This is a genomic window from Saliterribacillus persicus, from assembly GCF_003337485.1.
GTDB lineage: Bacteria > Bacillota > Bacilli > Bacillales > Amphibacillaceae > Saliterribacillus > Saliterribacillus persicus.
The window spans coordinates 16,486-42,951 of record NZ_QPJJ01000002.1; the positions used below are offsets into that span (position 1 = coordinate 16,486).

The 26,466-nt window shown below is 34.9% G+C and carries 19 protein-coding genes; 3 read left to right on the forward strand and 16 right to left on the reverse strand.

What is annotated here, in order from left to right:
• The first annotated feature begins 196 nt into the window (after positions 1-196).
• Both DFR57_RS02205 and DFR57_RS02210 read left to right on the forward strand, forming a co-directional pair.
• On the forward strand, positions 197-856 hold the full coding sequence (locus DFR57_RS02205; protein ID WP_114351521.1) for a YesL family protein: 660 nt from the start codon (positions 197-199) through the stop codon (positions 854-856).
• Between the two features lie 40 nt (positions 857-896).
• Positions 897-3,179 (forward strand): AraC family transcriptional regulator, encoded by a 2,283-nt coding sequence (locus DFR57_RS02210; protein WP_114351522.1) that lies wholly within the window; start codon positions 897-899, stop codon positions 3,177-3,179.
• A gap of 321 nt (positions 3,180-3,500) precedes the next feature.
• On the opposite strand, the gene larC is transcribed toward DFR57_RS02210, so the two are convergent.
• The 9 genes from larC to DFR57_RS02255 form a co-directional block, all read right to left on the reverse strand.
• The gene (larC, locus tag DFR57_RS02215; RefSeq protein WP_114351523.1) at positions 3,501-4,346 is read right to left on the reverse strand and encodes a nickel pincer cofactor biosynthesis protein LarC; all 846 of its coding nucleotides are present in this window, start codon (positions 4,344-4,346) and stop codon (positions 3,501-3,503) included.
• 281 nt (positions 4,347-4,627) lie between these two features.
• A complete protein-coding gene (locus DFR57_RS02220; protein WP_114351524.1) occupies positions 4,628-5,959 on the reverse strand; it encodes an ABC transporter substrate-binding protein in 1,332 nt (443 codons plus the stop codon).
• A gap of 406 nt (positions 5,960-6,365) precedes the next feature.
• A complete protein-coding gene (locus DFR57_RS02225) occupies positions 6,366-7,004 on the reverse strand; it encodes a YesL family protein (protein WP_114351525.1) in 639 nt (212 codons plus the stop codon).
• 26 nt (positions 7,005-7,030) lie between these two features.
• A complete protein-coding gene (locus DFR57_RS02230; RefSeq protein WP_114351526.1) occupies positions 7,031-7,876 on the reverse strand; it encodes a carbohydrate ABC transporter permease in 846 nt (281 codons plus the stop codon).
• Entirely contained in the window at positions 7,876-8,808 is a 933-nt protein-coding gene (locus tag DFR57_RS02235) for a carbohydrate ABC transporter permease (RefSeq protein WP_114351527.1), read from the reverse strand. The genes DFR57_RS02230 and DFR57_RS02235 overlap by 1 nt, the downstream gene beginning before the upstream one ends.
• A 46-nt stretch (positions 8,809-8,854) precedes the next feature.
• The gene (gene arfA, locus DFR57_RS02240; protein ID WP_114351528.1) at positions 8,855-10,405 is read right to left on the reverse strand and encodes an arabinosylfuranosidase ArfA; all 1,551 of its coding nucleotides are present in this window, start codon (positions 10,403-10,405) and stop codon (positions 8,855-8,857) included.
• A 386-nt stretch (positions 10,406-10,791) separates the two neighbouring features.
• Positions 10,792-12,003 (reverse strand): sn-glycerol-1-phosphate dehydrogenase, encoded by a 1,212-nt coding sequence (locus DFR57_RS02245; RefSeq protein ID WP_114351529.1) that lies wholly within the window; start codon positions 12,001-12,003, stop codon positions 10,792-10,794.
• Positions 12,004-12,082: 79 nt separating this feature from the next.
• Positions 12,083-13,573 (reverse strand): alpha-N-arabinofuranosidase, encoded by a 1,491-nt coding sequence (locus DFR57_RS02250; protein WP_114351530.1) that lies wholly within the window; start codon positions 13,571-13,573, stop codon positions 12,083-12,085.
• Positions 13,574-13,594: 21 nt separating this feature from the next.
• A complete protein-coding gene (locus DFR57_RS02255) occupies positions 13,595-14,926 on the reverse strand; it encodes a glycoside hydrolase family 27 protein (protein WP_114351531.1) in 1,332 nt (443 codons plus the stop codon).
• A 446-nt stretch (positions 14,927-15,372) separates the two neighbouring features.
• Between DFR57_RS02255 and DFR57_RS02260 the strand changes: the two genes are divergently transcribed.
• Complete coding sequence (locus tag DFR57_RS02260) at positions 15,373-15,996, forward strand: YesL family protein (protein WP_114351532.1); 624 nt, start codon at positions 15,373-15,375, stop codon at positions 15,994-15,996.
• Between the two features lie 215 nt (positions 15,997-16,211).
• Here DFR57_RS02260 and DFR57_RS02265 read toward each other — a convergent pair whose 3' ends face one another.
• The 7 genes from DFR57_RS02265 to DFR57_RS02295 all read right to left on the reverse strand — a co-directional run bounded on the left by DFR57_RS02265 (position 16,212) and on the right by DFR57_RS02295 (position 26,466).
• A complete protein-coding gene (locus DFR57_RS02265) occupies positions 16,212-17,126 on the reverse strand; it encodes a carbohydrate ABC transporter permease (RefSeq protein WP_114351533.1) in 915 nt (304 codons plus the stop codon).
• A 41-nt stretch (positions 17,127-17,167) separates the two neighbouring features.
• Complete coding sequence (locus tag DFR57_RS02270) at positions 17,168-18,025, reverse strand: ABC transporter permease (RefSeq protein ID WP_245937378.1); 858 nt, start codon at positions 18,023-18,025, stop codon at positions 17,168-17,170.
• A 176-nt stretch (positions 18,026-18,201) separates the two neighbouring features.
• On the reverse strand, positions 18,202-19,824 hold the full coding sequence (locus DFR57_RS02275; protein WP_114351535.1) for a type 2 periplasmic-binding domain-containing protein: 1,623 nt from the start codon (positions 19,822-19,824) through the stop codon (positions 18,202-18,204).
• Between the two features lie 550 nt (positions 19,825-20,374).
• Positions 20,375-21,499, reverse strand: coding sequence for a GntR family transcriptional regulator (locus DFR57_RS02280; protein ID WP_114351536.1), 1,125 nt, complete (start codon positions 21,497-21,499; stop codon positions 20,375-20,377).
• Between the two features lie 381 nt (positions 21,500-21,880).
• A complete protein-coding gene (locus DFR57_RS02285; protein ID WP_114351537.1) occupies positions 21,881-22,999 on the reverse strand; it encodes a GntR family transcriptional regulator in 1,119 nt (372 codons plus the stop codon).
• A 296-nt stretch (positions 23,000-23,295) separates the two neighbouring features.
• The gene (gene araA / locus DFR57_RS02290) at positions 23,296-24,780 is read right to left on the reverse strand and encodes an L-arabinose isomerase (RefSeq protein ID WP_114351538.1); all 1,485 of its coding nucleotides are present in this window, start codon (positions 24,778-24,780) and stop codon (positions 23,296-23,298) included.
• A gap of 18 nt (positions 24,781-24,798) precedes the next feature.
• Positions 24,799-26,466, reverse strand: a complete 1,668-nt coding sequence (locus DFR57_RS02295; RefSeq protein WP_114351539.1) for a ribulokinase — start codon at positions 26,464-26,466, stop codon at positions 24,799-24,801.

Consider the following 26,466-nt stretch of genomic DNA (forward strand, 5'->3'; position numbering starts at 1 on the left):
AATGTCATAATGAAATGATTATTTTGGTGACAAAAACAATAAAATTCCTTGATATATCTATGTTTTATCTACTAACATAATGATCATTTTTATGTAAGCGCTTTAAAAACGCCATTTACGAAACTGGAATTTATTTGTATCCTATTTATATACCACACAGAATAAACTATACTATAAAAGTAAGGTGATGATACAAATGGAAATGACAGGTGTTTGGGGAGGCTTCTATCGTTTAAGTCTATGGGTTACTCGTTTTGCATGGCTGAATATATTATGGTTAAGCTTCACATTATTGGGTTTAATCTTTTTTGGTTTGATGCCAGCAACTATTGCTATGTTTACAGTAACTAGAAAATGGGTGCAAAAAGAAGTGGACATACCGATCTTTCAAACTTTTTTCAAAGCATTCAAAAGTAATTTTATCCGCTCAAATCTTTTTGGCATCGTTATTTTTATCTTCGGATATATTTTGTCTATAAATTTAAAATATACTGGATTAATGAATGAAAGCAATCTATACCCTCTTTTATTAGGATTATTCGTGATAGCTGCTTTCTTATATGTAATGCTAATATTGTATATTGGACCGGTATTTGTACATTTTGAACTTTCCTTTTGGCAATATATAAAATATGCGATTATGATTGGTGTTACTAATTTACACTTTTCCATATGTGCCTTAACTCTATTAGCAGGCGTTTATTTTATATCATTTACCTACCCTGGCCTTATCATAGCGTTTAGCTTTAGTATAAGTGCATACATTATCATGTTTTTAGCTAACATCGGATTTACGCAGTTATTAAAAAAACAACAGCAACAAATAGAGTCCACTAAAGAAGCAGTAGCTAGCTAATCCTGCGTGAAACGCGGAGTATACAGAGGGAAGTATGCCTATGAAACGTTTTTCAATGAAACATTACTATAAAATTATTGCTTTTTTAATTGTGCTAAGCACCGTACCAGTAATTATTACTGGTACACTTTCTTATTGGCAGTCATCCAAAGCCATTGTTGATTATTCTAATGATGAAAAGAAGCAAAATATTTATCAAATACAAACAAATGTGGAGCAGGTATTAAAGTATGTAGATCTATCGATTACTTATTTTGTTCGTTCTACACAAACGCAAGAATTTTTAAATCAAGATATGAAAGCGGCTCAGTTCGCTGATTTTCATAAACTTAGAAGGGACTTAAACCACCTTCAAACCTTAGAAACCGGGATAGAAGATATAGTGCTCGTAAGCTTTGACAAGCGGTGGTTAATTAATAACGATGGTTTAGTTAATCTTGAACAAACAGACTACGAAAAGATAAACAGTCAATATTTATCTTTACCTCAAAAGTCAACATGGGTAATGGAAGAAGCAGATGAGATTGGATTTGAAAATGCGACAAAGAAAAGCTGTTCACACTATATTAATCTAGTGAAACGGCTACCGTTATTGTCATCCACTACTGAAGGAATGATTAGTGCACTTATTCCAAGCTGTGAATTAACTGAAATTATGGGACAAAATACAGATAGTGAATCCTTTCTGATACTAGACGGTGACAATCAAACAATTGCACATAGCAATACTACATATATTGGTGAAGATGGTTATATACCAAATGCATTGTATGAGAAAATCGATAGAAGTGCTGATGAAGGTCAGTTCGAATATGACCTAAATGGGTTGAGCTACAAAGTTATCTACCAATCATCCGATTATAATGATTGGACATATATTTCTTTTGTTAAGCTAAGTGATTTGCATATGAAATCAAGCGCGATTGGCTGGTTAACTATTATCATTTGTAGCATTCTTTTAGTACTCTCTCTATTTTTCGCCTTTATTGGCAGTCGTGTCCTCTATCAACCTATCAAGAAGTTAAAAGGACTCATCCATCACGAGGATAATCAACTAGATAATGAAAATGAATTTGTTTTAATTGAAACTCACATTGAGAACCTATTAAATCAAAATGATCAGCTTGAAAAACGAATGCAAAAACAAATTACGCAACTTAAGCAATTATTTATGATGAGACTTTATCAAGGGAAAGTTTCAGAAAATGAAATCCCTGTGAAAGTGAAAGCTTTTAATTATAGCCAAACTTGGACATGGATGACCGTTTTTTCTTTACAAATTGATTCTGTTGATAAAGACAAATTTAACAAGAATGATCAGGATCTTTTGTTGTTTGCCATTAATAATTTAATGGAAGATTTATTAGGTGAAGATAAACGTTTTACACCTGTTGTGATGAATGATATTCAAGTAACAACCGTGTTGACTGTTTGTGATTCAGATTCGGCCTACACTCATCATATTAATCAAACAGCTCAACTGATCCAAGAGAAAGTAGAATCCTTATTTCACCTATCAGTCAGTATTGGAATAAGTCAACGATTCAAGGAATTAACTGAAACAAAAACAGCTTTTGCAGAAAGTAAAGAGGCTTTAAAATATCGTTTAAAAATGGGTGAAGCCTCGATTATTTATTATGAAAATCTTAATCGTAAATACTCAAAAGTTCCTCCTTATCCTTCTGCTATCAAAAATAAACTATTTGATGCAATTAAATTAAGTGATAAGGATAATGCAAAATATGAATTGAATCGACTTTTTGAATATATCGATCATCACGATATGTATCATCATCAATTAGATATTATATTATCACGCTTTTTATATGAGTTGTTTGAATTAAAAGAGATGTTAGGGGTTAATATTGAAGGCTTTTCTTCTACTGAAATGGTAAAGGATTATCAGCAATTTAATACGCTAACTGAAATAAAAAATTGGCTGCATAGTGAAATTATTATGCCACTGATCGATCATGTTGATGAACGAACCGATTCAAAGAATAAGAAAATTTCAGATAGAATGATCAAACTTATTCATGAGAATTATGATAAGGATATTTCATTGGATAGAATTGCAGCAGAACTTCATTACAATCCAAATTATTTGAGTAGTATTTTCCAAAAAGAAACACATTATTCTTTTAGTGAATATTTATTGCGCTATCGATTAAATAAGGCAAAAGAATGGTTGACCTCTACTAATAAGTCCGTAAAGGAAATTGCTGAGGAATTACAGTATAACAATTCCCAGAACTTTATACGGTCTTTCCGAAAAATCGAGGGAATTACACCTGGTAAGTATCGTTCAGAGTTTAAAAATTAGGCATTCTCCTACAGATAACATACAAAAAGGTTATACATGTCTTTAACTCATCAAAAGGCGCTAGAATGTATGATTGAAAGCTTGTTTTATAGTTTTTTCATAGATCAAGCTTACAGACATATAAAAACATAGACGTATTCAATCACCATGATATGAACGCGTCTATGTCCTTATGCTTGCATCATTCTTTTTTTGATCTGTATTTCTCTTGAGAGATTTTATCTTTATAAAAAAAGCAATTCTTATTAAAGTGGTTTGATCAAATACTCTACCACCTCATAGAATTGCTTTTTTATCTTCATTAATACATGGATGGTTTGATTATTGTTCCCCAAGAACCAGACGTAATACATTCGGATGCTCAGGGAAAGTTTTTGTTCCTGCACCGTAGCCAATATCTTGTACTTTCATTTCTGGAAAAGTACTAAATTCATCTACTAATACTTTAATAATTGCTGCTCCAGTTGGTGTAGTAAGTTCAGATTTAATATTTGTATTTTTAATTGGAACTCCTTTTAACACTTCAAGCGTCGCAGGTGCTGGTACTGGGTAAACTCCATGATCAATATGAATATGTCCAGACCCCACCGGAACTTTAGCAGCAACAATTTTGTCGACCTTTAACTTTTCCACTAATATTGCTACACCAACAATATCTATGATGGAGTCTATTGCTCCTACTTCATGAAAATGTACATCTTCAAGCGTCATTCCATGGATCTTAGCTTCCGCCTCTCCAATTACTTTAAACATTTGTAATGACTTATCTTTTACTTTATCTGACAGTTCGCTAGTCTTTATCATCTTCACTATATCTTGATAAGTTCGATGGTGATGTTCATGATCCCCGTGATGGTGAGTATGTGAATGATCATGGTGATCATGATGATGGTGATGGTGTCCGTTATGGACATGAATGTCATCAGGACCGTCATGTGTATGTATGTCTTTATTTTTATCAGATTCAGCTGATAAATTCACATCAAACTTAGTAGCTGTAATTCCATTCTTTACAAGTTTTTTAACCGATAAAGTATATTCTCCATCCAGTTTTAACAAGGTGAGTTCTTTTTCTAAATCCTTCATATTTAGTCCTAAATCTAATAATGCCGCAATGGTCATATCACCACTTACTCCTGAAAAACAATCTATATAAAGTGTTCTCATTTTCTTCACCCTTCTGTAATGAATTCCTTCTATATTTTAGCATGATTAGACTATATATGCGATCGAAAACAATGCTTAAAACTTATTCGATTAGACCTAAGCAACTGAGTTAAATATACGGTGAGTTAACCAATTGAATTACCCATTGTGTAGATCATTACCTAGTATTGACTAATCGTTCTAAAGGTTACTAATACTATTTACTTTATGTACAAGGCATAATTTAAAATGAGCTAGACAAAAAGAGACTGCCTAATTTTATGGCAGTCTCTTTCTGGTATTTATTGCATATTACCTTCAATAGTCTCTTGCATTTGATCTAAAGCTTCTTGTGGAGTTGCAGTTTCTTGTCTGAATACGTTGTTTAGTACATTCGTATTCATTTCAGTTGCAACATCCGGAGTATATTCAGTAATGTTTACTGGATAAATCTCGTCTTTAATATCATCTAGTGTATCGAAAATGTCATCTCCAAAGAATTGGAAGAACTTGTTATCTTCAAGTACTTTTGGATCATCCCAAACGTCATGACGTGGAGGGTCAAATCCAAGCACTGTCCATAGTTTAATGTTAGCATCTTTAGAAAGTTTAGCAAAAGCTAAGAATTCTTTAGCAAGTTCTTCTTCCTCAGTTTGGTTGGTTACAACTGTACCAGTACCACCCATACCAGCTGAACGATTTCCACCTTCTTCAAATGCAGGTAGTGGTCGTACAATTACTTTACCTTCAAGATCTGTCATGTAGTCTGTGAAGCGGCCCATATACCATGCTGGCATTGTAACAGCTGCTGCTCCACCTTCGTTCATGTATTGATAGAATTCTTCCGCATGTGGTGCCCCACCTGGTGAAAGTTCAGCAATACCATGCTCAAACATCATATCATGTAACATTTGTAAAGTTTCTACATTTTCAGGAGCATTAGCAGTTAATTCTCCATCAGGACTAAAGAAATCCGATTCTTGTTGAGTCATCATTTGCCATATTGGTAAATAGTCATCTGTGTGAACGTTAAACATCATTGAATCAGTGTTTTCTACCACTTTCTTACCTGCTTCAATAAAGTCATCCCATGTAACAATTGTATCAGGATCAACACCAGCTTCATCTAAAATCTCAGTGTTATAGTACATTACAGATGCACCCACGTGTGTTGGCATGCCGTAATAGTTACCATCTTTAGAATAAATTTCGAAACGTGATTCTACAAAGTTTTCTAATTCAGGTTCTACATATTCATTCATTGGAAGTAACTGTGGCTCCCCTTCTAAGAAGTTCGGGAAACGCCCAATTTCAATATCAGCAATATCCGGAGCACCTGTACCTGATTGTAGTGCTAATAATAAGTTATTATGCATTTGATCGTATGGATATGTTTCAGCAGTCAATTTAATTGGGTTATCTGGATTTTCTTCATTCCACCTGTCAGCAGCGTCCATAAAGAACTCCATGTGTAATTCCACAAAAGTCCACATTGATAATTCTGTTGCATTTTCAATATCGTCACCAGCTGAAGCGCTATCAGTAGCCTCTTCACCGGAGTCACCATCACCACCACATGCGATGAGGAACATTGCCATTAAACCAAATAATAGTGCTAATAAACCTTTTTTCATCTTGGTCTTACCCCCTGTTTTTCATTTTAAAACTAATTGCCAGCAACCAGCCTTCATTCCGTTGTGGATGCCTCACCTCCCTAAAAGTATGCACATAATTAAGACTTTTATTATGGATTTTTAGAAACAATGAATAGTGCCACAACTTGTACATACATCGTAACCGCTTACAAACGGTACGAATAATTAAATGAAGCTATCATTTACAGTTAACCAATACATTAATCGTAAAGTACGTACAAGTAATTTAGTAAATAAACTTCATTTAATCTAGCGCTTGTTACTAGTTATAGATTACCACCATATTAATAATACGTCAATAACTTTTCTATAAAATTACTATTATTTTTGATAACTTTCAATAAGTTTTAACAAATTAATAAATTAGTCCGTACAATAATCAAAATCACTTTGTTTCAACAACTTGTTCTTCATGCTTATCTATTTTATTAAACACCGGAAATGCTACTAGCATAGTTCCAACACTGATCAGACTAAATGTAATAAAGAAAAACATACTTGGTAAATCTAAAGAAAGATATAACATTAAGAATACAACCACACCAATACCGAATGTAAAATGAAGCTTTGATATTCCAATAATGAAAGCATGTTTGATATATTGCTTTATGTTGGTTTCATAATGTGTAATTAATGGGAATATCCAAAGTACTGTAATCATATATAGAAAAACGATAAAATAAAAAGCAAATGGAACAACAATTGGTAATGTATCACCTAAGGCTATCGTCACTTGATAATTAAGATAAAGTACCCCTGCGATTAATGTGAAAATCCAACCTATAATATTAGCCGTCTTAAACTCTTTTCGATAAGTTGATTTAAACACCTTCCACACAGAAAACTCCGTGTCTTTCAATCTCCATTTTCTAGAGACATTTAGAGCAGCAACTGTCGCAGGGAAAACCCCTGCAACAAAGAGCCCTAATAATGAAAATATAATCCAAAGAAAATTAAGCCAAGCAATTCTTAGTACCCATTTTAAAAATTGATCCAAAGAATCGACTAATTGTTGTCCGAACATTTGCTACCACCTCAGTATATTTACCTTTATCCTTTTACCCCACCGACTGTGAGACCAGCTACGAAATAACGCTGGAAGAAGATAAACAGAATAATAATTGGAATAATGGTCATAATCGAACCAGCAATTAATACGTCATAGTTATTACCATAAGGTGTTAATAATGTAGCCAAACCAATAGGTAAAGTAAACATATCATTTGAACGCAATACGATTAATGGCCATAAGAAGTTATTCCAGCTTCCTAAACCTTGTAAAATTGCCATCGCACCAAGAGATGGTGTCATTAACGGTAACATAATTTTAAAGAAGATACCATATTCCGTTGAACCATCGATTCGTGCTGCATCCATTAACTGGACAGGTAAACCAATTGCATATTGTCTAAAGAAGAAAACTGCTATTGGTGCTACAACCATCGGCAAGATTACCCCTGCATATGAGTTTACTAATTGGAAATTAATCATCATTTGAAATAATGGAAGCATTAAAATTTCAAATGGTACCATAAGAATAAATACTACGAATGTGAAAAATAAGTTTTTACCTCTAAAGTCATACACTGCTAAAGCATATCCGACCATAGAAGAAAAGAACAATGACAGTACAACTGTAATAGCTGAGATTGCCAAACTATTCATATACCACTGCCAATATTGACTAGCTTGAGTGAAAATATACGTATAGTTAGAGATGTTCATGACACTTGTATCAAATGTTAAACTAATACCAGTTCTAAGCAATTCAGAAGAAGGTCTGAAAGATGATATAATTAAAATAATGATTGGAAATAACGCAATCAAACAAATAATTGCCATCGAGACATTTGCTAACCATTTTAAAGAAGGGCTATTTTTATTTCTCTTTTTCATTATTCGTCACCTCGCTTAAATGCACCTGTTAGAATTAATTGAATAAAACTAACTACAAATATAATTAACATTAGGATTACGCCTATTGCAGCACCAAAGCCCATGTCATTTTGTTGAATACCTTGTTGATAGATATAACCTACAACTGTTAAACCAATGTTACCTGGGGAACCTGCTTCCCAGAATACGAAGCTTTCCTCAAACATTCGAAAACCATTGATGATAGAGATAGTTACAACGAAAATCGTTACTGGCTTTAAGAATGGTAAAGTAACATACCAGAACTTTTGGAAAATCGATGCTCCATCTATTTCAGATGCTTCATATAATTCTGTTGGTACGTTTTGAAGTGCTGCTAGGAAGTAAAGTATATTAACCCCTAACCAACGCCACACACAAAGCATAACCATCAAGAACATCCCAGACCAGGCTTGATACCGCCAATCGACTGATTGCATCCCTAACCAGTTTAAAATTTGGTTAGCTGCTGCTGAATCTGTTTCCCCAAACATCAATCGGAATATCATACCAGCTACGATTGTAGAAGCTAAAGCCGGCATAAATAAAGATGCACGGAACAAAGTTTTTAATTTAATAAATCTCGAATCCAATATTACCGCTAAAATGATCGGTAATATCGTTAATATCGTTACGGTCAGCACCACATAAATTGTCGTATTGGTGAGCGCTTTATAAAATGTTGGGTTAAATACACGTTCATAGTTTTCCATACCAATAAAATTAACCTGACCAGGTAGTACGCTTTGAAAACTCATAATAATACCTCGTACCGCTGGATAAAACGTTAAAACTAAAAATGAAATAATAAACGGTGATACAAAAACATAAGGTACAACTTTTTTCGAGTTTAGAAACCTCATGAATTTATTCGGCCCTTTTGGTGAACTAGCCGTTTCTTGTGCAGTTGCCATTTACAACCCCTCCTTCAGTGGTTAAATCCTCTTTCTAAGTGAAAATTTATTTCTTTTTCAAACGGATAACATTCCATGATGTTTTAGAAACATTTGCTTCTAACATTCCGTTATCCATTTTTGCATTGCCATTTGTATGTGGTTTTACTTTTTGATTATCTGCAGTATTAACTGCTTTTAAATCATCATTTTCTAAAACGATATGCTGATCTAATTCATAACCTTCAAAACTTCTTAAATCTACTGATAAAGAAATAGAGTCTGTTAAATGTTTGTTAACCATAAATATCGTTACTTCTTCTGTTTCTTCGTTATATACAGCTGCACTGTCGATATAAGGTACATCTGTGAAATCTTTACTATCATATTTAGGTGCATGTACGATTGGTTTCAATGCTATTCCTCGACCAAATACAGAAGTATGCATATATGGATAGAAAATAGTTTGTTTCCAAGAACGACCGTTGTTCTCAGTCATGATTGGCGCAATAACGTTAACAAGCTGTGCCATACAAGCCATTTTCACACGATCCGCATGTTGTAAGAATGTGATGAGCATACTACCTACTAAAAGTGCATCTTCAAAATTATACTGATCTTCTAATTGCGGAGGTGCTACTGTCCAAGGTTCAATCTCTTTATCTTGTTGGTTAGAATGATACCAAACATTCCACTCATCGAAGCTTAAGTTTATTGTCTTTTTACTGCGTTTTTTAGCTTTAATATAATCACAAGTAGAAGTAACTGTTTTGATAAAGTGATCCATATCTAGATTTTTTGCTAAATAGTTCGCTGTATCGTTTGTTCTATTTCCATAATACTGGTGCAAGGAAATGTAATCTACTTCTTCGTAAGCATGATCTAGAGAAGTTGCTTCATATTCTGGAAATGTTGGCATACCAGTATTTGAGCTTCCACAAACTACTAATTCAATACTTGGATCTACTAGACGCATTGCCTTTGCAGTCTCTTGTGCGAGACGACCATATTCGTGAGCAGTTTTATGCCCAACTTGCCATGGTCCATCCATTTCGTTTCCTAAACACCATGTTTTAATGTTATGTGGTTGTTCATAACCATGGGATTTACGTAAATCACTCCAATAAGTTCCACCAGGGTGATTGGTATACTCTAATAAGTTTCTTGCAGCGTCTATTCCTCTTGTACCTAGGTTCACTGCCATCATAACTTCTGTATTTGCTTTTTTAGCCCAATCTGCAAATTCGTTTGTACCTACTTGGTTTGTTTCAATGGTACGCCATGCCAGTTCTAATCGACGCGGACGATCTTCTTTTGGTCCTACCCCATCTTCCCAGTTATAAGCAGAAACCATGTTACCACCCGGATAACGAACGATTGGTACTTGCAATTCTTTTACTAATTCAATTACATCTTTACGAAAACCATTTTCATCTGCTTCTGGATGCTCTGGCTCGTATATACCTCCATATACAGCACGACCTAAATGCTCGATAAATGAACCGTAAATTCTTTCATCTACCTTAGCGATTTGATAATCCTTGTCAACGATAACTTTTGCTTTTAATTGGTCAGCCAAAATTTCCACTCCTTTTTTTGTTGTAACAACGACACGCATTAGCTTCTCCAAATAACAATGAGTTAATCAAGTTTTTTGTTGCAAGCCAAGCAATTGTATAGTAACATAAAACTACCTTTCTTGTATGCGCTTACAAACATACAACGCTCGACTATTTTTCTAAGCTGTCGTTTCCAAATTATGAACACTCCCTTATACGAGTTTTTTAAAATAAATTAAATCGTACGTATAAGTAACGGTTTCTTATATTATATATAACTGCATAACTTTTTTCAATCTTTTTTATTAACTTTAATAAATTATTATGATAATAGCTATAAATGATTACTTATTTGATTAACCTTATTGCTTAATAACAGCCCGTTTTAACGAACTAATTCAAAAAATATAGCTTCTCCTTCTATTCTAAGAAGGGAAGCTATTATTTATTTTAAAGAAAGTTCTCCTATTGGATATGGAATATCATCTTTTTTATGAAGATTAATAAGCAATAAACCTGTGCACCTATCTCTTAGGTGCTGTGCATTATTCAAACTTTCTTGAACGAGCTCTTTAGTTATACGTAAAGCTTGTGGGGTATCAGGGCCCCCCAGCTTTCTTAATGTCTCTTGTAAAATTTCTGGGCTAGGGAGATTATTGATCTCTTCTACAATTTTACTCCAATGTTTTTCTATGTTTTGTTTGTATTTCGGATCCAACTCATTTAATTGCCATTGATTAGCAAATTGCTTGTACACATCGATGATGATAGTAGTAGTTACGCCAACCTTTGCTCCGTGGAGATGTTGTTTAAGATTTTTATCAAGCATATCCATTTCCCAGTAGTGAGATAAATGATGCTCTCCACCTGAAGCTGGTCTTGAAAAGTCTAACACTAACATCACAATACCGGATTCAATTAAAGCACGAATTAATACCTCCACACCCGCTTCATCGTGGCGTGCTATTTTATCAACATTTTCCATACATTGTTCAAGCGATTGTTTTGTAAGACTCGCAGCTCTTTCATTATATGGCTCCTCCGCTACCCAATCAGAAATTTTCCAATCAAGTAAGGAAGTGTATTTTCCCAGAATATCCCCAAACCCAGCTGCAGTAAGTTCTGGCGGTGCCTCTGTTAATACTTTTAAGTCCGCAAAAACAGCAATAGGTGATGCCGTTTGAATTGTTTGTTTTACGCCTTTTAAAATGAGAGGTGCGCCTTTTGAGGTAAAACCATCCACAGAAGCTGCTGTTGGAACTGATAGAAATGGAATGTTCATTTTAAAACCAGCAAACCGGACGATATCATGAATTGTCCCTGATCCTACCGCAATGATTAAATCAGTATTTTGCTCTGTTTCGATAAGTAGTTGCACCAGAGTTTTTTCATCAGCAATAACTTGTTGATGCTCTGTTTCATGTAACCGTACAACTTTTACTTCTATACCGCCGTCAGTTAAAAGAGTTGCTAATCTATCGCCTGTAGCTTGCCAAGTGTTGTCATCTACTGCTAACACGACATTTTTAAAATCATTTTTTGTTAGATAAGCAGGAATTTGTTCCATTATATTTTTTTCTACAAATATTTCAGGTAAAACAATATTCTCCATTTCCCATTCCTTCATCAACAATTGAATTTCTTCATTAAAATTCATATTTACCTCCTAGTTTGTACATTTAAGGAAAAAAGAGTCGACAGGACCTCCCCTATCGACTCTGATTTAAACTACTAACTTACTTTACTGCTAATACAACTACAGATTTTGCTGGTAATTCTAATTCAAGTTCATTTTCTTTTACGGTAAATCCAGTGAAATTAGTTGGTGCAACATTATCTGGTTGTTCAAAGGTATTATGTGCATTCATTTTAGAATCGGTTAAAATACGACCTGAAATGTCTGATACATCCATACCTCTTAAATCCATCGTAAACTTAGCAGAGTTGTCTTTGTCTACATTACATAGGCTAATATTAACGGTGCCATCATTAGCTTTTGAAGCAGAACCACTTACTTGTGGGAATTCTTTACCATCAAATTTCAAAGTTTCTGATTGAATGTCTAAATGAATTCTTTCTGCATCTTGGTGGACTTTATACATTTCAAATACATGATATGTTGGCGTAAGAATCATTTTTTCTTTGTCTGTTAAAATCATGGATTGGATTACATTAATTGTTTGAGCAATGTTAGCCATTTGCACACGGTCATTATGATTATTGAAAATATTTAAAGATACACCAGCGATTAATGCATCACGAACAGAGTTTTGTTGATATAAAAATCCTGGATTTGTGCCTGGTTCCACGTCATGCCATGCACCCCACTCATCAAATATCATTCCAATTCTTTTCTCTGGATCATATTTATCCATAATCGTACTGTGCTTTTCAATTAGTTCCTCAGTGTGATATGTTTTCTGCATTGCCATATCCCATTCATTTTCAGAAAAATCTAGTGCTGAGCCTTTATCCCAGAAACCTCCACCATTTGGACCTGCATGCACATAATAGTGAACACTTAGTCCATCCATATATTCTGCTGCTTCGCGCATTAAGACCTCAGTCCAATTATAATCATCCACATTCGGTCCACCTGCGATACGATAAATCTTGTTGTCTCCATAATTTCTCACGTATGTTTGAAAACGACGGTACAAATCTGCGTAATATTGAGGACGCATATTTCCACCACAGCCCCAATTTTCATTACCTACACCAAAATATTTTACTGCCCAAGGTTCTTCCTGGCCATTTTCTTTACGTAAATTAGCCATTGGAGATTCCCCGTTAAATGTCATATATTCAACCCACTCAGACATTTCCTGAACAGTTCCGCTACCAACGTTACCATTTATATACGGCTCTGTATCTAACATGTCACACAGCATTAAAAATTCATGCGTACCAAAGTGATTGTTTTCAATAACACCACCCCAATGCGTATTTACCATACGCTTGCGGTTTTCTTTTGGACCAATACCATCTTTCCAGTGATATTCATCAGCAAAACAACCGCCTGGCCAACGTAGTACTGGAATATTTAATTTTTTAAGTGCATCCACTACATCATTTCTAATTCCATTCGTATTGGGAATGGAAGAGTCTTCTCCAACCCAAAATCCTTCATAAATACAACGACCTAAATGCTCTGCAAAATGACCATAAATATTCTTGTTTATTGTACCTTGACCTACATCTGCGTTTACTACAATTTTATTACTCATTTTTCCACCTCTTCTAATTTATTATAAATTTAATTGTGCAACATTTTGACAGTGGACAATTTTTTCACTTGTTAGTTTAAATAATTTACAAGCATGCGGCTCTAAAACCGCACTAACTTCATCCACTATTGGTTTTAAATCTTCTTTTTTCCATAAATCCCTAATTTCAACTTCTTGTTCTACTTCAAAACAAAGCTGCTCAAATGAAGCCGTAACTTTTTGAGCGTGGTCAGATAGATTGAATAACGCAACATATATCGTTGAGTCATCTCCTAAAGCGGACCAAACAACTCGATCATTTTCTCTATAAACCTGTCTCGCTCCAAATCCATTTTGATGGATTTCAAGTACTTCTTCATTTGTTAATAAGGACAATGTCCATTCATCATTGTCTCGCAACTCTCCACCAAACATTAACGGGGAGCGAAACACAGACCACAATGTCATCATGGAAAGCTGTTCATCCTTTGTAAATCTCGTATAACGGTCACTTGCCCCGCCGTCAACGGATCTTATTCCAATATGGCCTAATGGAAGCATGTCTGCATCCGGCCAATGCCCTGGACCAACATTTTTACTCCATTTATAACAACGCTCAAACATATCATAAAGCAAAGGCCATATATCCCAAAAATCATCTGTCATTCTCCACATGTTAGCATTTTCCTCTAATAAGCTAGCATGCTCAAGCGGCGCTGGACCAGGAGATAAACTTAATACCATCGGCCTTCCAGATTTATCAATAGCTTTACGAATCATTTTTATTTCTTCTTTATGAATACCATAAAGCTTGGAGTCTGCAATATCATCTACTTTCACAAAATCAACTTCCCATTCAGCGTATAACTGGAATAGGGAATCATAATACTTTTGTGAAGCCTCTTTATTTTCATCTAACCCATACATATCTGTATTCCATGGACATATCGAGTTTGGTTTAGCAATTTCCCTTGCAGTCGTTTCAGTATTCATAATAGCTGTATTTTGATGTACTGCCTGCCTGGGAATACCTCTCATAATATGTATGCCAAATTTCAGCCCAAGCTTATGAACGTAGTCAGCTAACGGTTTAAAACCCTGTCCATCCTTAGAAGACGGAAAACGGTTTGTGGCAGGTATTAATCTCGAATATTCATCCATTTCTAAAGGGATAAACGGACGATATGCACTTGATACAGCACCAGCTTCTGACCACTGTATATCTACGACAACGTATTCCCAACCATATTCTTTTAAGTTTTTTGCCATGTAATCAGCATTACCTTTCACTTCGTCCTCTGTTACAGTTGCACCGTAACAATCCCAACTATTCCAGCCCATCGGCGGTGTTAATGCATGTGTATGATGCTTCAAATAAATTACCTGCCTTCCAATTTCTTATTGATCTTACTCCTGCTTTTGTTAGAATAGCAAAACACTATTTTTAAACGCTTACATCAACATCTCTAGTTTTTCACTTGTGATTTACACCAATTAACTTGAACGGACATTTTATGTGAAAGTTCTGATTTAATATCATTTGTACGTATGTTAAGATTATGAAAAATAATCGCCTTTGTCAAGGTATCAAGCTCCTTCTATGATGAAATAAAAATAATAAATATGGCCTTTCTTTATCTTGAACTTATTTTAAGTCTTTTACTTATATCGACACTTAGTTTTTTCAATATTATTAATATTTTCTCTCCATAATAAATACTTCTATAAGCTACGTCATTTTCCTTCATATAAATTTACGTACAACTCTGTTTAAGGTATGCTTATATCATGAAAGTTAAAGTCATCAATGGAGGAATTTTATGCGAAACTTTACTGCCGGATATATTGTTATTGGTGAGTGGTTATTTAAAGTTATAATCCTTAACCTTTTTTGGTTTTTATTTATGATTGCTGGCTTAGGATTATTTGGAATATTTCCTGCCACTGCCGCTTTATTTGCTACGATAAGAAAAGATCTAATAGAAGAAAAAGATATAAAGTTATTCTCAACCTTTTGGCATTATTTTAAGACTGATTTTCTAAAAGCTAATCTACTCGGTTACTTTTTAACTATCATTGGCGGCCTTTTAATCTTTAACATCAGGGTGCTTGGACAATTAGAAGGGTCCATTTTAAATTCTATTTTAATGGTGGTCACCTATATCTTATTGGCAATCTTAGCTCTAATTGCTATTTATATTTTTCCAGTATTCGTCCATTTCCAACTTAGATTTCTTGAATATATTAAATATTCTTCCGTTTTAATAATAGGGAAACCTTTACATACTATAGTTTCTGTCCTGTTGATTGCAGGTATCTTTACAGGTTTTTACATGGTACCCGGACTAATACCGGTAGTTGGCTCCAGCATTATAGCCTATGTATTAATGAAAATTGCTTTATCATCATTTGCTAAAAAAGAAGAGGAAAGTATAAGTAATTAAATTTTCACATGGAAGGTGCAGTGGTTCTTTATTTTCTAGTGCTCCTTCTTTTTTATTAACATAACGCTACATACTGAAAACTCACCCATTTTTTAATGAAATAAATGGGTGAGTATTTTTTTATCATCCTTAAGGTAGAAAATATTACCTATTCCTTTCACACCCTAAAGACCTATCTTATTTTTGTTTTTTTGAAAAAATACTGTACTATCATTTTATCCTTTCACCGAACCAATCAATACCCCTTTTTCAAAATACTTCTGAATAAATGGATAAAGCATTAAAATAGGCAAGGTTGAAACGATTATAATTCCGTATTTCACCTGATCAGCATAACGTTGCGCATAACCACCGCCAGTACCTCCGCTACCTGCACCTTCGGCAAACACTTGGTTTGATAACAAAATGTCTCTTAGGACAATTTGCAGTGGTTGGAGGTCATAATTCCTAATATAGATTAGGCCTGTGAAAAAATCATTCCAGTGCCATACCAAATAATACAACCCTATAACAGAAATGACCGCCTTTGATAAGGGCAATACTACTTTTTGAAAGAATGAAAAATGCGTACAACCATCTATCGTAGCAGCTTCATACATTTCATTCGGAATATTACTTTCAAAGAAAGTTCTAGCAATAATTAAATTAAATACATTTACCGTTAATGGATTAAAGATAAATACCCACGGCGTATCGATTAAGCTAAGATCTTTCATTAACAAGTAAGTTGGAATTAACCCACCATTAAAAAACATCGTAAATACAAAGAAAAACATGAGAAATCTTCTTGCACGAAACTCTTGTCTCGATAAAACATATGCTGCAGGAAGTGTGAATAATAGATTAATAAATGTACCGAATATGGCATAGAATAACGTATTTCTATAACCTATCCAAACACGCGAATCCTGAAAGATTTGCTCATAACCAAAGAAGCTAAAGCCTTTAGGGAAAAAGATTACTTTCCCTGTAGCTACAAATGTTGGATCACTAACAGAAGCGATTACGATAAAATATAGCGGATACGCCACTACAAAAAAGATAAAAATACAGACACTATAGACGACCACATCAAAGAGTAGGTCCCCTGGCTTTTTGTTTTTGATTCTCTCCATGGAAACGGATGCCATTTTTCTTTCCCCCTTAATATTTTTTACAGTTTATTAGTTGGTTACCAAAGACTAATTCTAGATACACGCTTCGCTATCGTATTCATAATAAGAAGTAAACTGAAATTAATTAAGGTATTAAATAATCCAATTGCAGCAGCATAGCTAAACTGATTGGAGATAATACCTACCTTATAAACATACGTTTCTATTACTTCTGATATAGGTAAGTTAAGCGAATTTTGCATCAGGAATATCTTCTCAAAACCAGTACTAATCACTGTCCCCATATTAAGGATTAACAGAATGATAATAGTAGGAATGATCGCTGGGATTTCTACGTTTCTAATAATTTGCCATCTATTTGCTCCATCAATTTTTGCTGCATCATAAAGTTGTGGATCTACGCTTGCTAGTGCTGCCAAGTAGATAATACTATTCCACCCAACGTGCTGCCAAATATCTGAAATAACATAAACAGGAACAAATGCCTTTATGGAAGCTAATAAATTAGTCCCTTCAAAGCCCATTCTTTCTATCAATAATCCTAACAACCCGGTGTTTGGTGATAATAAAACATTTAACAAACCAACTAACACTACGATAGAAATAAAATGTGGTAAGTAAACGGTAGTTTGTAAAATCTTTTTCCCGCGTTTCCATCTTATTTGGTTTATTAACAATGCTAGTATAATAGGTGCGGGGAAACCAACCACGATGGTCGTTATACTGATTAGTAATGTATTTCGAATCAAGTCCCAGAACATATGACTATTAATAAATTGTTCGAAGTATTTTAAACCGACAAAATCTCCACCAGTTAAACCAGCAGTAAAGTCATACTCTCTAAAAGCTAGTTGTACCCCGTACATTGGGATATAATTAAATATAATAACCGTTATAATTGCTGGTAAGATCATCAGCCAGAGCTGATAATCTCTTTTAAATGTACTCACAACGGTAGGTTTTTTTAATTGTTTGGTATCTTGAGCAGATTTCGCCCCAGAAATAAAGGCCATAAATCATTCTCCTTTATTATAAGAGAGGCATTAACGAACATCGTTAACACCTCTCTTATTTTTTATATACTCACGTTTTATTCCATACTACTTTTATAATCATCATAGTAGCCTTGCATAATATCCAAATTATTTTGAAGACCAATTGCTTCTACTTCTTGCACATAGCTATCCCACTCGTCTTCAATTCCGCCTGATGTAATCCATTCAGCAAATTTAGATAAGGTAAGGTTCATCATGTCTGTATTCGTCAAACTCATTTGATTGTTATCAGCATCAGAGTACTTGATAAACATTCCAGGGAATACATCATTTTCTTTATCTAAACCTTCAAATGCATCAATGAATGGCTGTTGTTGCTCTCCAACTGCTTTCATGTCTTCGCCTAATTCCACCTCTAACTCATCCGAGATGAACATTGGACCATTATCCGCCCATGAAGAAGTCCATTTCCACGTTCCTGGATCCATCTCTTCGTCTTGTGGAGGAAGAATAGTGTAGGAACCATCATCCGCTTTTTCAATATTTGGCCCAATAGAACCAAACAAAACTTGAAGACTTACTTCTGGATCATATAATTCATTGATAAATTTCATTGCTGCTTCTTTGTTTTCTGTTTGAGAAGACATTTGAATTAAGTTAAGACCGAAGTTTAGGTTGTCGTAATCGTAAGACCAAGAAATATCTCCGCTATAATCAGCTGACTTTGCCATTGGATCAAATGAAACATACTGATCCGCAACATTTAAACCGAATCGGTCTGTTCTTTCCCAACCATAGGTATAACCGACTTTAGCATTTTCACCTTCACCACGCGCTACAGATTGATATTTTGTATAATCCTGCGTAAATGCTTCTTCGTTTATTAAACCATTAGAATATAAGCGATTCATAAATACTACCATTTCTTTATAGCGCTCATCGACAAAGAAGTTTTTCACTTCACCATCTTCTAGGAAGTAGCCTTGGCCACCACCGCCAGAAATTGTCATCCCTGTACTACCGAGTAAAACTGTTGGATGGAAGAACCCAAATCCACCTGTACCAATTGGAGCAAAGTCCATCGGTATTTCGTCATTCGCATCGCCATTACCATTAGCATCTTCTTCTTTAAATGCCATTAACACATCAAATAATTCATCCCAATTAGTTGGTGTTTCAAGCCCTAAATTATCCAACCATTCTTGGTTGATAAACTGCATGGTAGCAGTTTCTGGCCAGAAACGTTGATATTTTGGTAATCCGAAAATTTGACCATCATCTTGTGTTGCTAAAGCTTTTGTTTTTGGCTGTTGATCAAACATTGCTTGTACATTCGGACCATGTTCTTCGATTAATGGAGCCAAATCCTCAAATAACCCAGTAAATTTTGCAAAATCCGCATCAGTGATGGCATTCGGGCCAACGATAATATCAGGGATATCTCCACCTGCTAGCATCGCACCTTTTTTCTGATCCCAGTCAGCGGTCACTTCTTCCCATTTAATTTCTACACCAGCTTTATCCTCAATTTCCTGTAGCCATTCCATATCCTCTAAATCCTTTGTAAGTGGGTGCTTTGTAATCAAACCAGTGAGCACAACTTTTCCATCTTCTGTTTCTTCATTTCCTTCTGAAGAAGTTTCATCATCATTGCTACAAGCTACTAATCCAACCACTAAAAAAGTTATTAATAAAAATAAAGATACATACTTTTTCATCTAAATACCCCCATTGCATTTTAATAAAATACTTCCACAACGCTTTTCAACACTGAAAGATTCAACTCCGCCTCCTTTTCAATTTTGATAACGCTTACACATCGTTGCTAAAATTAAGGCTTTCTCTACTTAAACTTGATCCTTGCACGTACAAATAATTTAAATCTTGCTTAGAACTTATTTATAGTATGCCACCTTAAATTACTCATGTGAATTCAATTTTATTTAGATTTCATATCTTATTTTTGGATTTATAATATTTTTTGGATTTTTTACTTAGAAAAGAAATCAGATGCACGCCCCAGTTTTTTTGAAGCAGATAAGAGAAGAAATATTCATTCCCAGAAGATTATATCGGCGGAACAAAAGCTTAAAATATAGGTGATAAACGAAACTACAGAGATAGAGGAGTTATGCGACTACTTGTCTTAGGATGTTTTTTTGAAATTGCCTATATTTTAGTGCTTTGAGTTAACATTTCTAATAATACTTACTTTATTTATAATTTCCTAAACATAAAAACACAGTAGCTATTATAGCTACTGTGTTTTTATGAGATTATTAATCCTGATTTAAAATTAGAAGTTGATTGTCTTATATTTAGCTCTGGTACATACGTTATGGACTTAATATCGATTATTTTACCGGGTTGTTGATTTTCCACCATTTTAACAATTGCTTTAGCGGCATCTAACCCTAATTGACTCTTTGGATGCTTAACAGATGTGAATTTAACCTCTGAAAGTTCAGCAAGTGGAGAGTCATCATAACCCACAACTGATATATCCTTAGGGACACTTAAATCTTTATCACGAATGATTTGCATTACATTCAATATCAATTGATCATTATATCCAACCAATCCTGTTGGACAATTTATTTTACGTGATAATATTTTTTCTAATTCTTCTACTGGCTTTGTCATTTCATCCAAAGTATTGTAGGTAACGATATTTTTAGGATCAATTGGTACATTATATTTACGATGTGCTTTAATGTAACCCTTTAATCTTTTTTGACCTTGTGAATCATCTGTTTTATGCATACAAACAATATTTTGGTGACCTAGTTGAATTAAATGCTCCGTCTGCAAGAAGCCCCCTTGCACGTCATCTAGCATAAAACTAATAGGCTCTAATTCATCATACACGGCGTTTATCATGACAAATGGCTTATTCATATTCTCTAACTGCAGATAATAATTGAGATTCGGATTAGCAGAGGCGCTATTGGTTGGTTCAATGATTACACCATCATAGTTTCCAGTTAGTAGCGTGGTTAATATTTGACGCTCTTTTTCATATTCGTTATGTGTATTAAATATACTCACGTGGTAACCATTTTCGCTTAAGTAGGATTCCGCTCCCCGAATGATAGAAGGAAATATATATTCTGAAATAAAAGTTGTAACAATCGCAATATTTTTTTGAGTCTTGTTTGTTCTTTTATTGCTTTCTATATTGGCTCTATCAGCACAAAATGTTCCTGCTCCTTGCTCTCTATATAACCATCCTTCATTAACTAGCTCCCCAATTGCTAGTCTTACTGTGTGCCGACTCACGCTAAACTTTTTCATTAATTCACTTTCGGAACTTATTTTTTCATGCGGATTAATTAACCCTTCTAAAATTTTAGATTTTATCGCATGTTTTATTTTTTTATATTTAGCTTCCAACACAAATCCCCCCCTTTATGAAGCATAAATAGCACTTCTAATCATAGTTTGTTAAACAAATTAAGAAAATTAAAGAAATGGTGCTATAAATGATTATATAAACTTGTATTTCCTAATCAATAACCTTAGATACAACAAATGATAGCGTTTTCAACGATGAGTTCATGTAGCTTTAAATTATTTGTACGTACTAATATTATATCAAAATCAAGTGTTTTTACAATAGGTTGTTCAGATATACTTTACATAGTTATAATAATTCATTGGTAGTTCTTTAAGTTTAGACATTATATTCAATGGCTTTAAAGCATCTTTTTTAGTCTAGCTTTTATTTAATTAAGTAAAACAAAAAGGCTACTCATTAACGAATAGCCTTGCATTTTATTTCTTATTCGCACCAGTTGAGCTTCTGTTAACTAATTTTGGCTCAAATTGGATAGATTCTTGTGTCTTTTGATCTTTTCGTTGTATACCCTTCGAAGATTTTACCATGTCTAAGATCACTTTCGCTGCAACTTCACCCATTTTACTTTTAGGATGATCGACAGTTGTAAGCTTTATTTCCGTTAATTCTGCCATAAACGAATTATCAAAGCCGACTATGGAAATATCTTCAGGAATTTTTAATTGGAATTCTCTAATAACGTCTAGTAGCTTTATAGCTAATTCATCATTGTAGCAAACAATAGCTGTTGGTTTATTGCCACTTGACTCTGCTAAAAACTTGCGCAGCATTTCTATTGGTTTCGTTGCTTTTTCCTGACTACTATAGGTCACTATGTTATTAGGTTGAATATCTACACCATTCATTCTGTGCGCCTTCAAATACCCTTTCATTCGCTTCGTGCCTTGGATATCATCATTTTTAAAAAAACCAGCAATATGTCGATGGCCTAGTTCAATAAGGTGCTCCGTTTGCAGCAATCCACCTTTTTCATCATCAATCGTAATACTTATTGGCTCTAGCTCATCGTAATAAGCGTTAATCATGATATAAGGTATATTCTGTCTTTCTAAATTTAAGTAATAATTAATATTTGGATTAGATAAAGCACTTCTAGTTGGCTCGATAATAACACCATCAAAATGCTGCGTAAGAATTTTCTCTAAAAATTTACGCTCATTTTCATGATCATTATTTGTACTAAATAAACTCACTTGATAACCTTGCTGACTTAAATGGGATTCTGCTCCTCGAATAATAGATGGAAAGATATAGTCAGAAATATGCGTCGTTATAATCGCTATATTTTTATGATTTCCAGGTTTAGCATTTTCCTCATCTTTAGACCTATCCGCACAAAAAGTCCCTGCACCCTGTTCACGATACAGCCATCCTTGATTTACCAAGTCACCAATTGCCAACCGTACCGTATGTCTGCTCACACCAAATTCTTTCATTAATTCACTTTCAGAACTTATTTTTTCATGCGGTTGGAAAGTACCGTTTAATATTTGTGATTTAATAGCTTGTTTTACAATACTATATTTTGTTTGCATTTTCTTACACCTCAGAACCGTCACTTAGTAGAAGGATGTGCATCATCCTTATTTATAACGTAATTTGCCTATTATAAGCATAAAGCAATAACATAGAGTGTCAAGCAATCTTGCGTAATAAGTAGAAAAATGTTGTATACATGCTATAGAAGAATTTAATGGAAGGGTAAATCAAACTTATTATATAAGCATATTTTGTTGATGTATATCTTAGTAGAATTTTATACTATTAGGATGTGTATAAATAATGCAGAGATTTACAAAAAGTAAATCTCTGCATTACTATGTTTTTAAGCTTATCTGTAAGTAGCTTCATTCCATTTTAATTCATTTCTAAATTGACGTATTTTGGTGTCTTCATCAATGACAACACACTCAATCTTAGCCATATCTGCAAAATCATATAATTGTTCTGTAGTTACATCAAATGAGAACACAGTATGGTGTGCTCCACCTGCATAAATCCAAGCCTCTGTTCCTTCGCTTAAAGATGGCTCAGGTCTCCAAAGCACTTTTGCTACTGGTAAATTAGGTGTATCAATTTTAGGCTGTTCTGCTTTTACTTCGTTAATAACAAGACGATAACGTCCACCCATTTCTACTAATGAAGCGTTTAGAGCATCTCCTCCGCGTCCGTCAAATACAAGACGTGCTGGATCTTCTTTACCACCAATACCTAAAGGATTCACAACAATCTTAGGTTTTGTAGCTGAAACTGTAGGACAGATTTCAAGCATGTGAGAACCTAATACCATTTCATTACCTGGCTCTAGGTGATACGTGTAATCCTCCATAAATGAAGTACCTTTGTTATCTGAAATTATCTTCATAAAACGAAGTAATGCCGCCGTTCTCCAATCACCTTCGCCTGCAAAGCCATACCCTTCAGCCATTAGACGCTGTGCAGCAAGACCTGGAAGCTGCTTCATACCATGTAAATCTTCAAAGTTAGTAGTAAATGCAGTGTAATTACCTTTAGCAAGGAAGGATTTTAATCCTAATTCAATGCGCCCTTGTTCTATAATAGAATCACGCACTGCACCTGGTTGTTTTGCTTCTTCAGGAATTTCATACAACTCTTCGTATTCCGCAAACAAAGCATCTAGTTCCTGGTCGGTTACTTTATTCATTTCTTCTACTAAGTCACCAATACCATAGTAATCCACTGTCCATCCAAATTTAATTTGAGCTTCTACTTTATCTCCATCTGTAACTGCAACGTTACGCATGTTATCTCCGAAACGCGCTACGCGAATGTTTGCACTTTCTGATACTGCTACAGCAGTCTTCATCCAATCGGAAACCTTTTTACTCACATTTTTATCTTGCCAATGACCTACTACTACTTTACGAGAAATATTCATACGCGTTCCAATAAAACCATATTCTCGGTCACCATGAGCGGCTTGGTTAGTGTTCATGAAGTCCATGTCAATTGAATCCCATGGGATATCACGATTATGCTGTGTATGAAGGTGTAGCAATGGTTTCTGTAATGATTTCAATCCTAAAATCCACATTTTTGATGGAGAAAATGTGTGCATCCATGTAATTAGACCTGCACAATTTTCATCCGCATTTGCCTTTAAAACTAGGCTATGGATATCCTTAGAGGTAGTAAGAACATCTTTAAATTCAATTTCATACGCAAGATTTCCTTCTTTATTTAACCCCTCCACTACATTTCGTGAATTATCTGCAACTTCTTCTATCGTTTCTGGTCCATATAGGTGTTGGCTCCCTGTTACAAACCAAAATTTATAAGGCTGTACTTTTAACATATTAATTTCCTCCTTTTATTATCCTTCTAAACGAATTGCTTTAAGGCGTTTCATTACATTATTTTCACCGCGTCCAAAGTAATCATGCAGCTTAGCATATTCTTGATAAAGCTTTTCATATATAGCTACATTCTCTGGATTTGGTTTAATTACTTCTTTTTTCACGCGAGCCATTGCCTTCGCAGCATCTGTGATGGTGTCAAAACCACCAGCTTTTGTTCCCGCTGCTACCGCACCAAACATAGCTGCACCTAATGCCGGTGTTTGCTTAGAAGCTGCAATTTTTATCGTGCGATTGGTTACATCTGCATAGATTTGCATCAAGAGTGCATTTTTTTGTGGCAAGCCTCCGCATACATACAATTCTTCAACAGCTACACCATTATTCTCGAAAGCATCTATTACTTTTCTTGTTCCAAAAGCTGTGGCTTCCAATAAGGTTCTGTAAATTTCTTCAGGTTTCGTTTGTAAGGTCGTGCCTATGATTAGTCCACTAAGCTCTGTATCAACCAATACGGAACGATTTCCATTCCACCAATCAAGCGCTATTAATCCAGTTTCACCCGGACGATATTTAGACGCTTCTCTTTCTAAAAATTGATGCACATTTATTCCTTCTTGTTTGGCGCTATCTTTCACATATCCCGGGACTGCCTGATCAACAAACCAAGCGAAAATATCACCTACTGCTGATTGACCAGCCTCATAGCCATACATCCCAGGAAGGATGCCGTCTTCTACAACCCCACACATGCCTTCTACTTCTTTTTCTTCTTCACTTAGCACTAGGTGGCAAATAGATGTACCCATCGTCATAACCATTTTTCCAGGTGTAGTCACGCCGACCGCTGGAACGGAAACATGCGCATCAACGTTCCCCACAGCTATCGCAACACCTTCCCTTAATCCGATAGCATTCGCCATTTCAGCAGTTAGTTCCCCAGCTTTCGTCCCGATAGCGACGACGTCACCACGAAGCTTTGTTTCCATTACATCTTCTAGTCTAGAATCTAAAGCTTTAAAGTAACCTTTGCTCGGATAACCCTTTTGTTTATGCCACATCGATTTATAACCAGCAGTACAGCTGTTTCTAACTAGGGTGCCAGATAATTGCGAAACCACCCAATCAGTAGCTTCGACAAATTTATCTGCTGCGTCGTATATTTCGGGAGCTTCTTCAAGTGTTTCCCATACTTTAGCAATCATCCACTCTGAGGAAATTTTACCTCCATAACGGGGCAAAAAATCTTCATTTCTCTTTGCTGCCACTTCATTCATTTGGTTCGCATGACGTTGTGCTGCGTGGTGTTTCCACAGTTTAACCCAGCTATGGGGGTTATCCTTCCACTTTGAGTCAAACATTAATGGCACTCTGTTCTCATCTACAGGAAGCATGGTACAGGCTGTGAAATCAATCCCTAAACCAATTACGTCATCTGGGTCTACTCCAGATTCCTTCATTACTGCCGGAATAGAATTTGTTAACACTTCGATATAATCAGCTGCATGCTCTAATGCCCAATCATACCCTAAATTCACTTCAGAGTTAGGGAGCTTTTTCTCAATAACCCCATGAAAATAGGGAGTGACGTGATCCGCTATTTCTGAGCCATCTTTTAATGATACTAATACAGCTCTTCCTGATTCAGTTCCATAGTCAACACCTATCACGTACTTATTTACCAT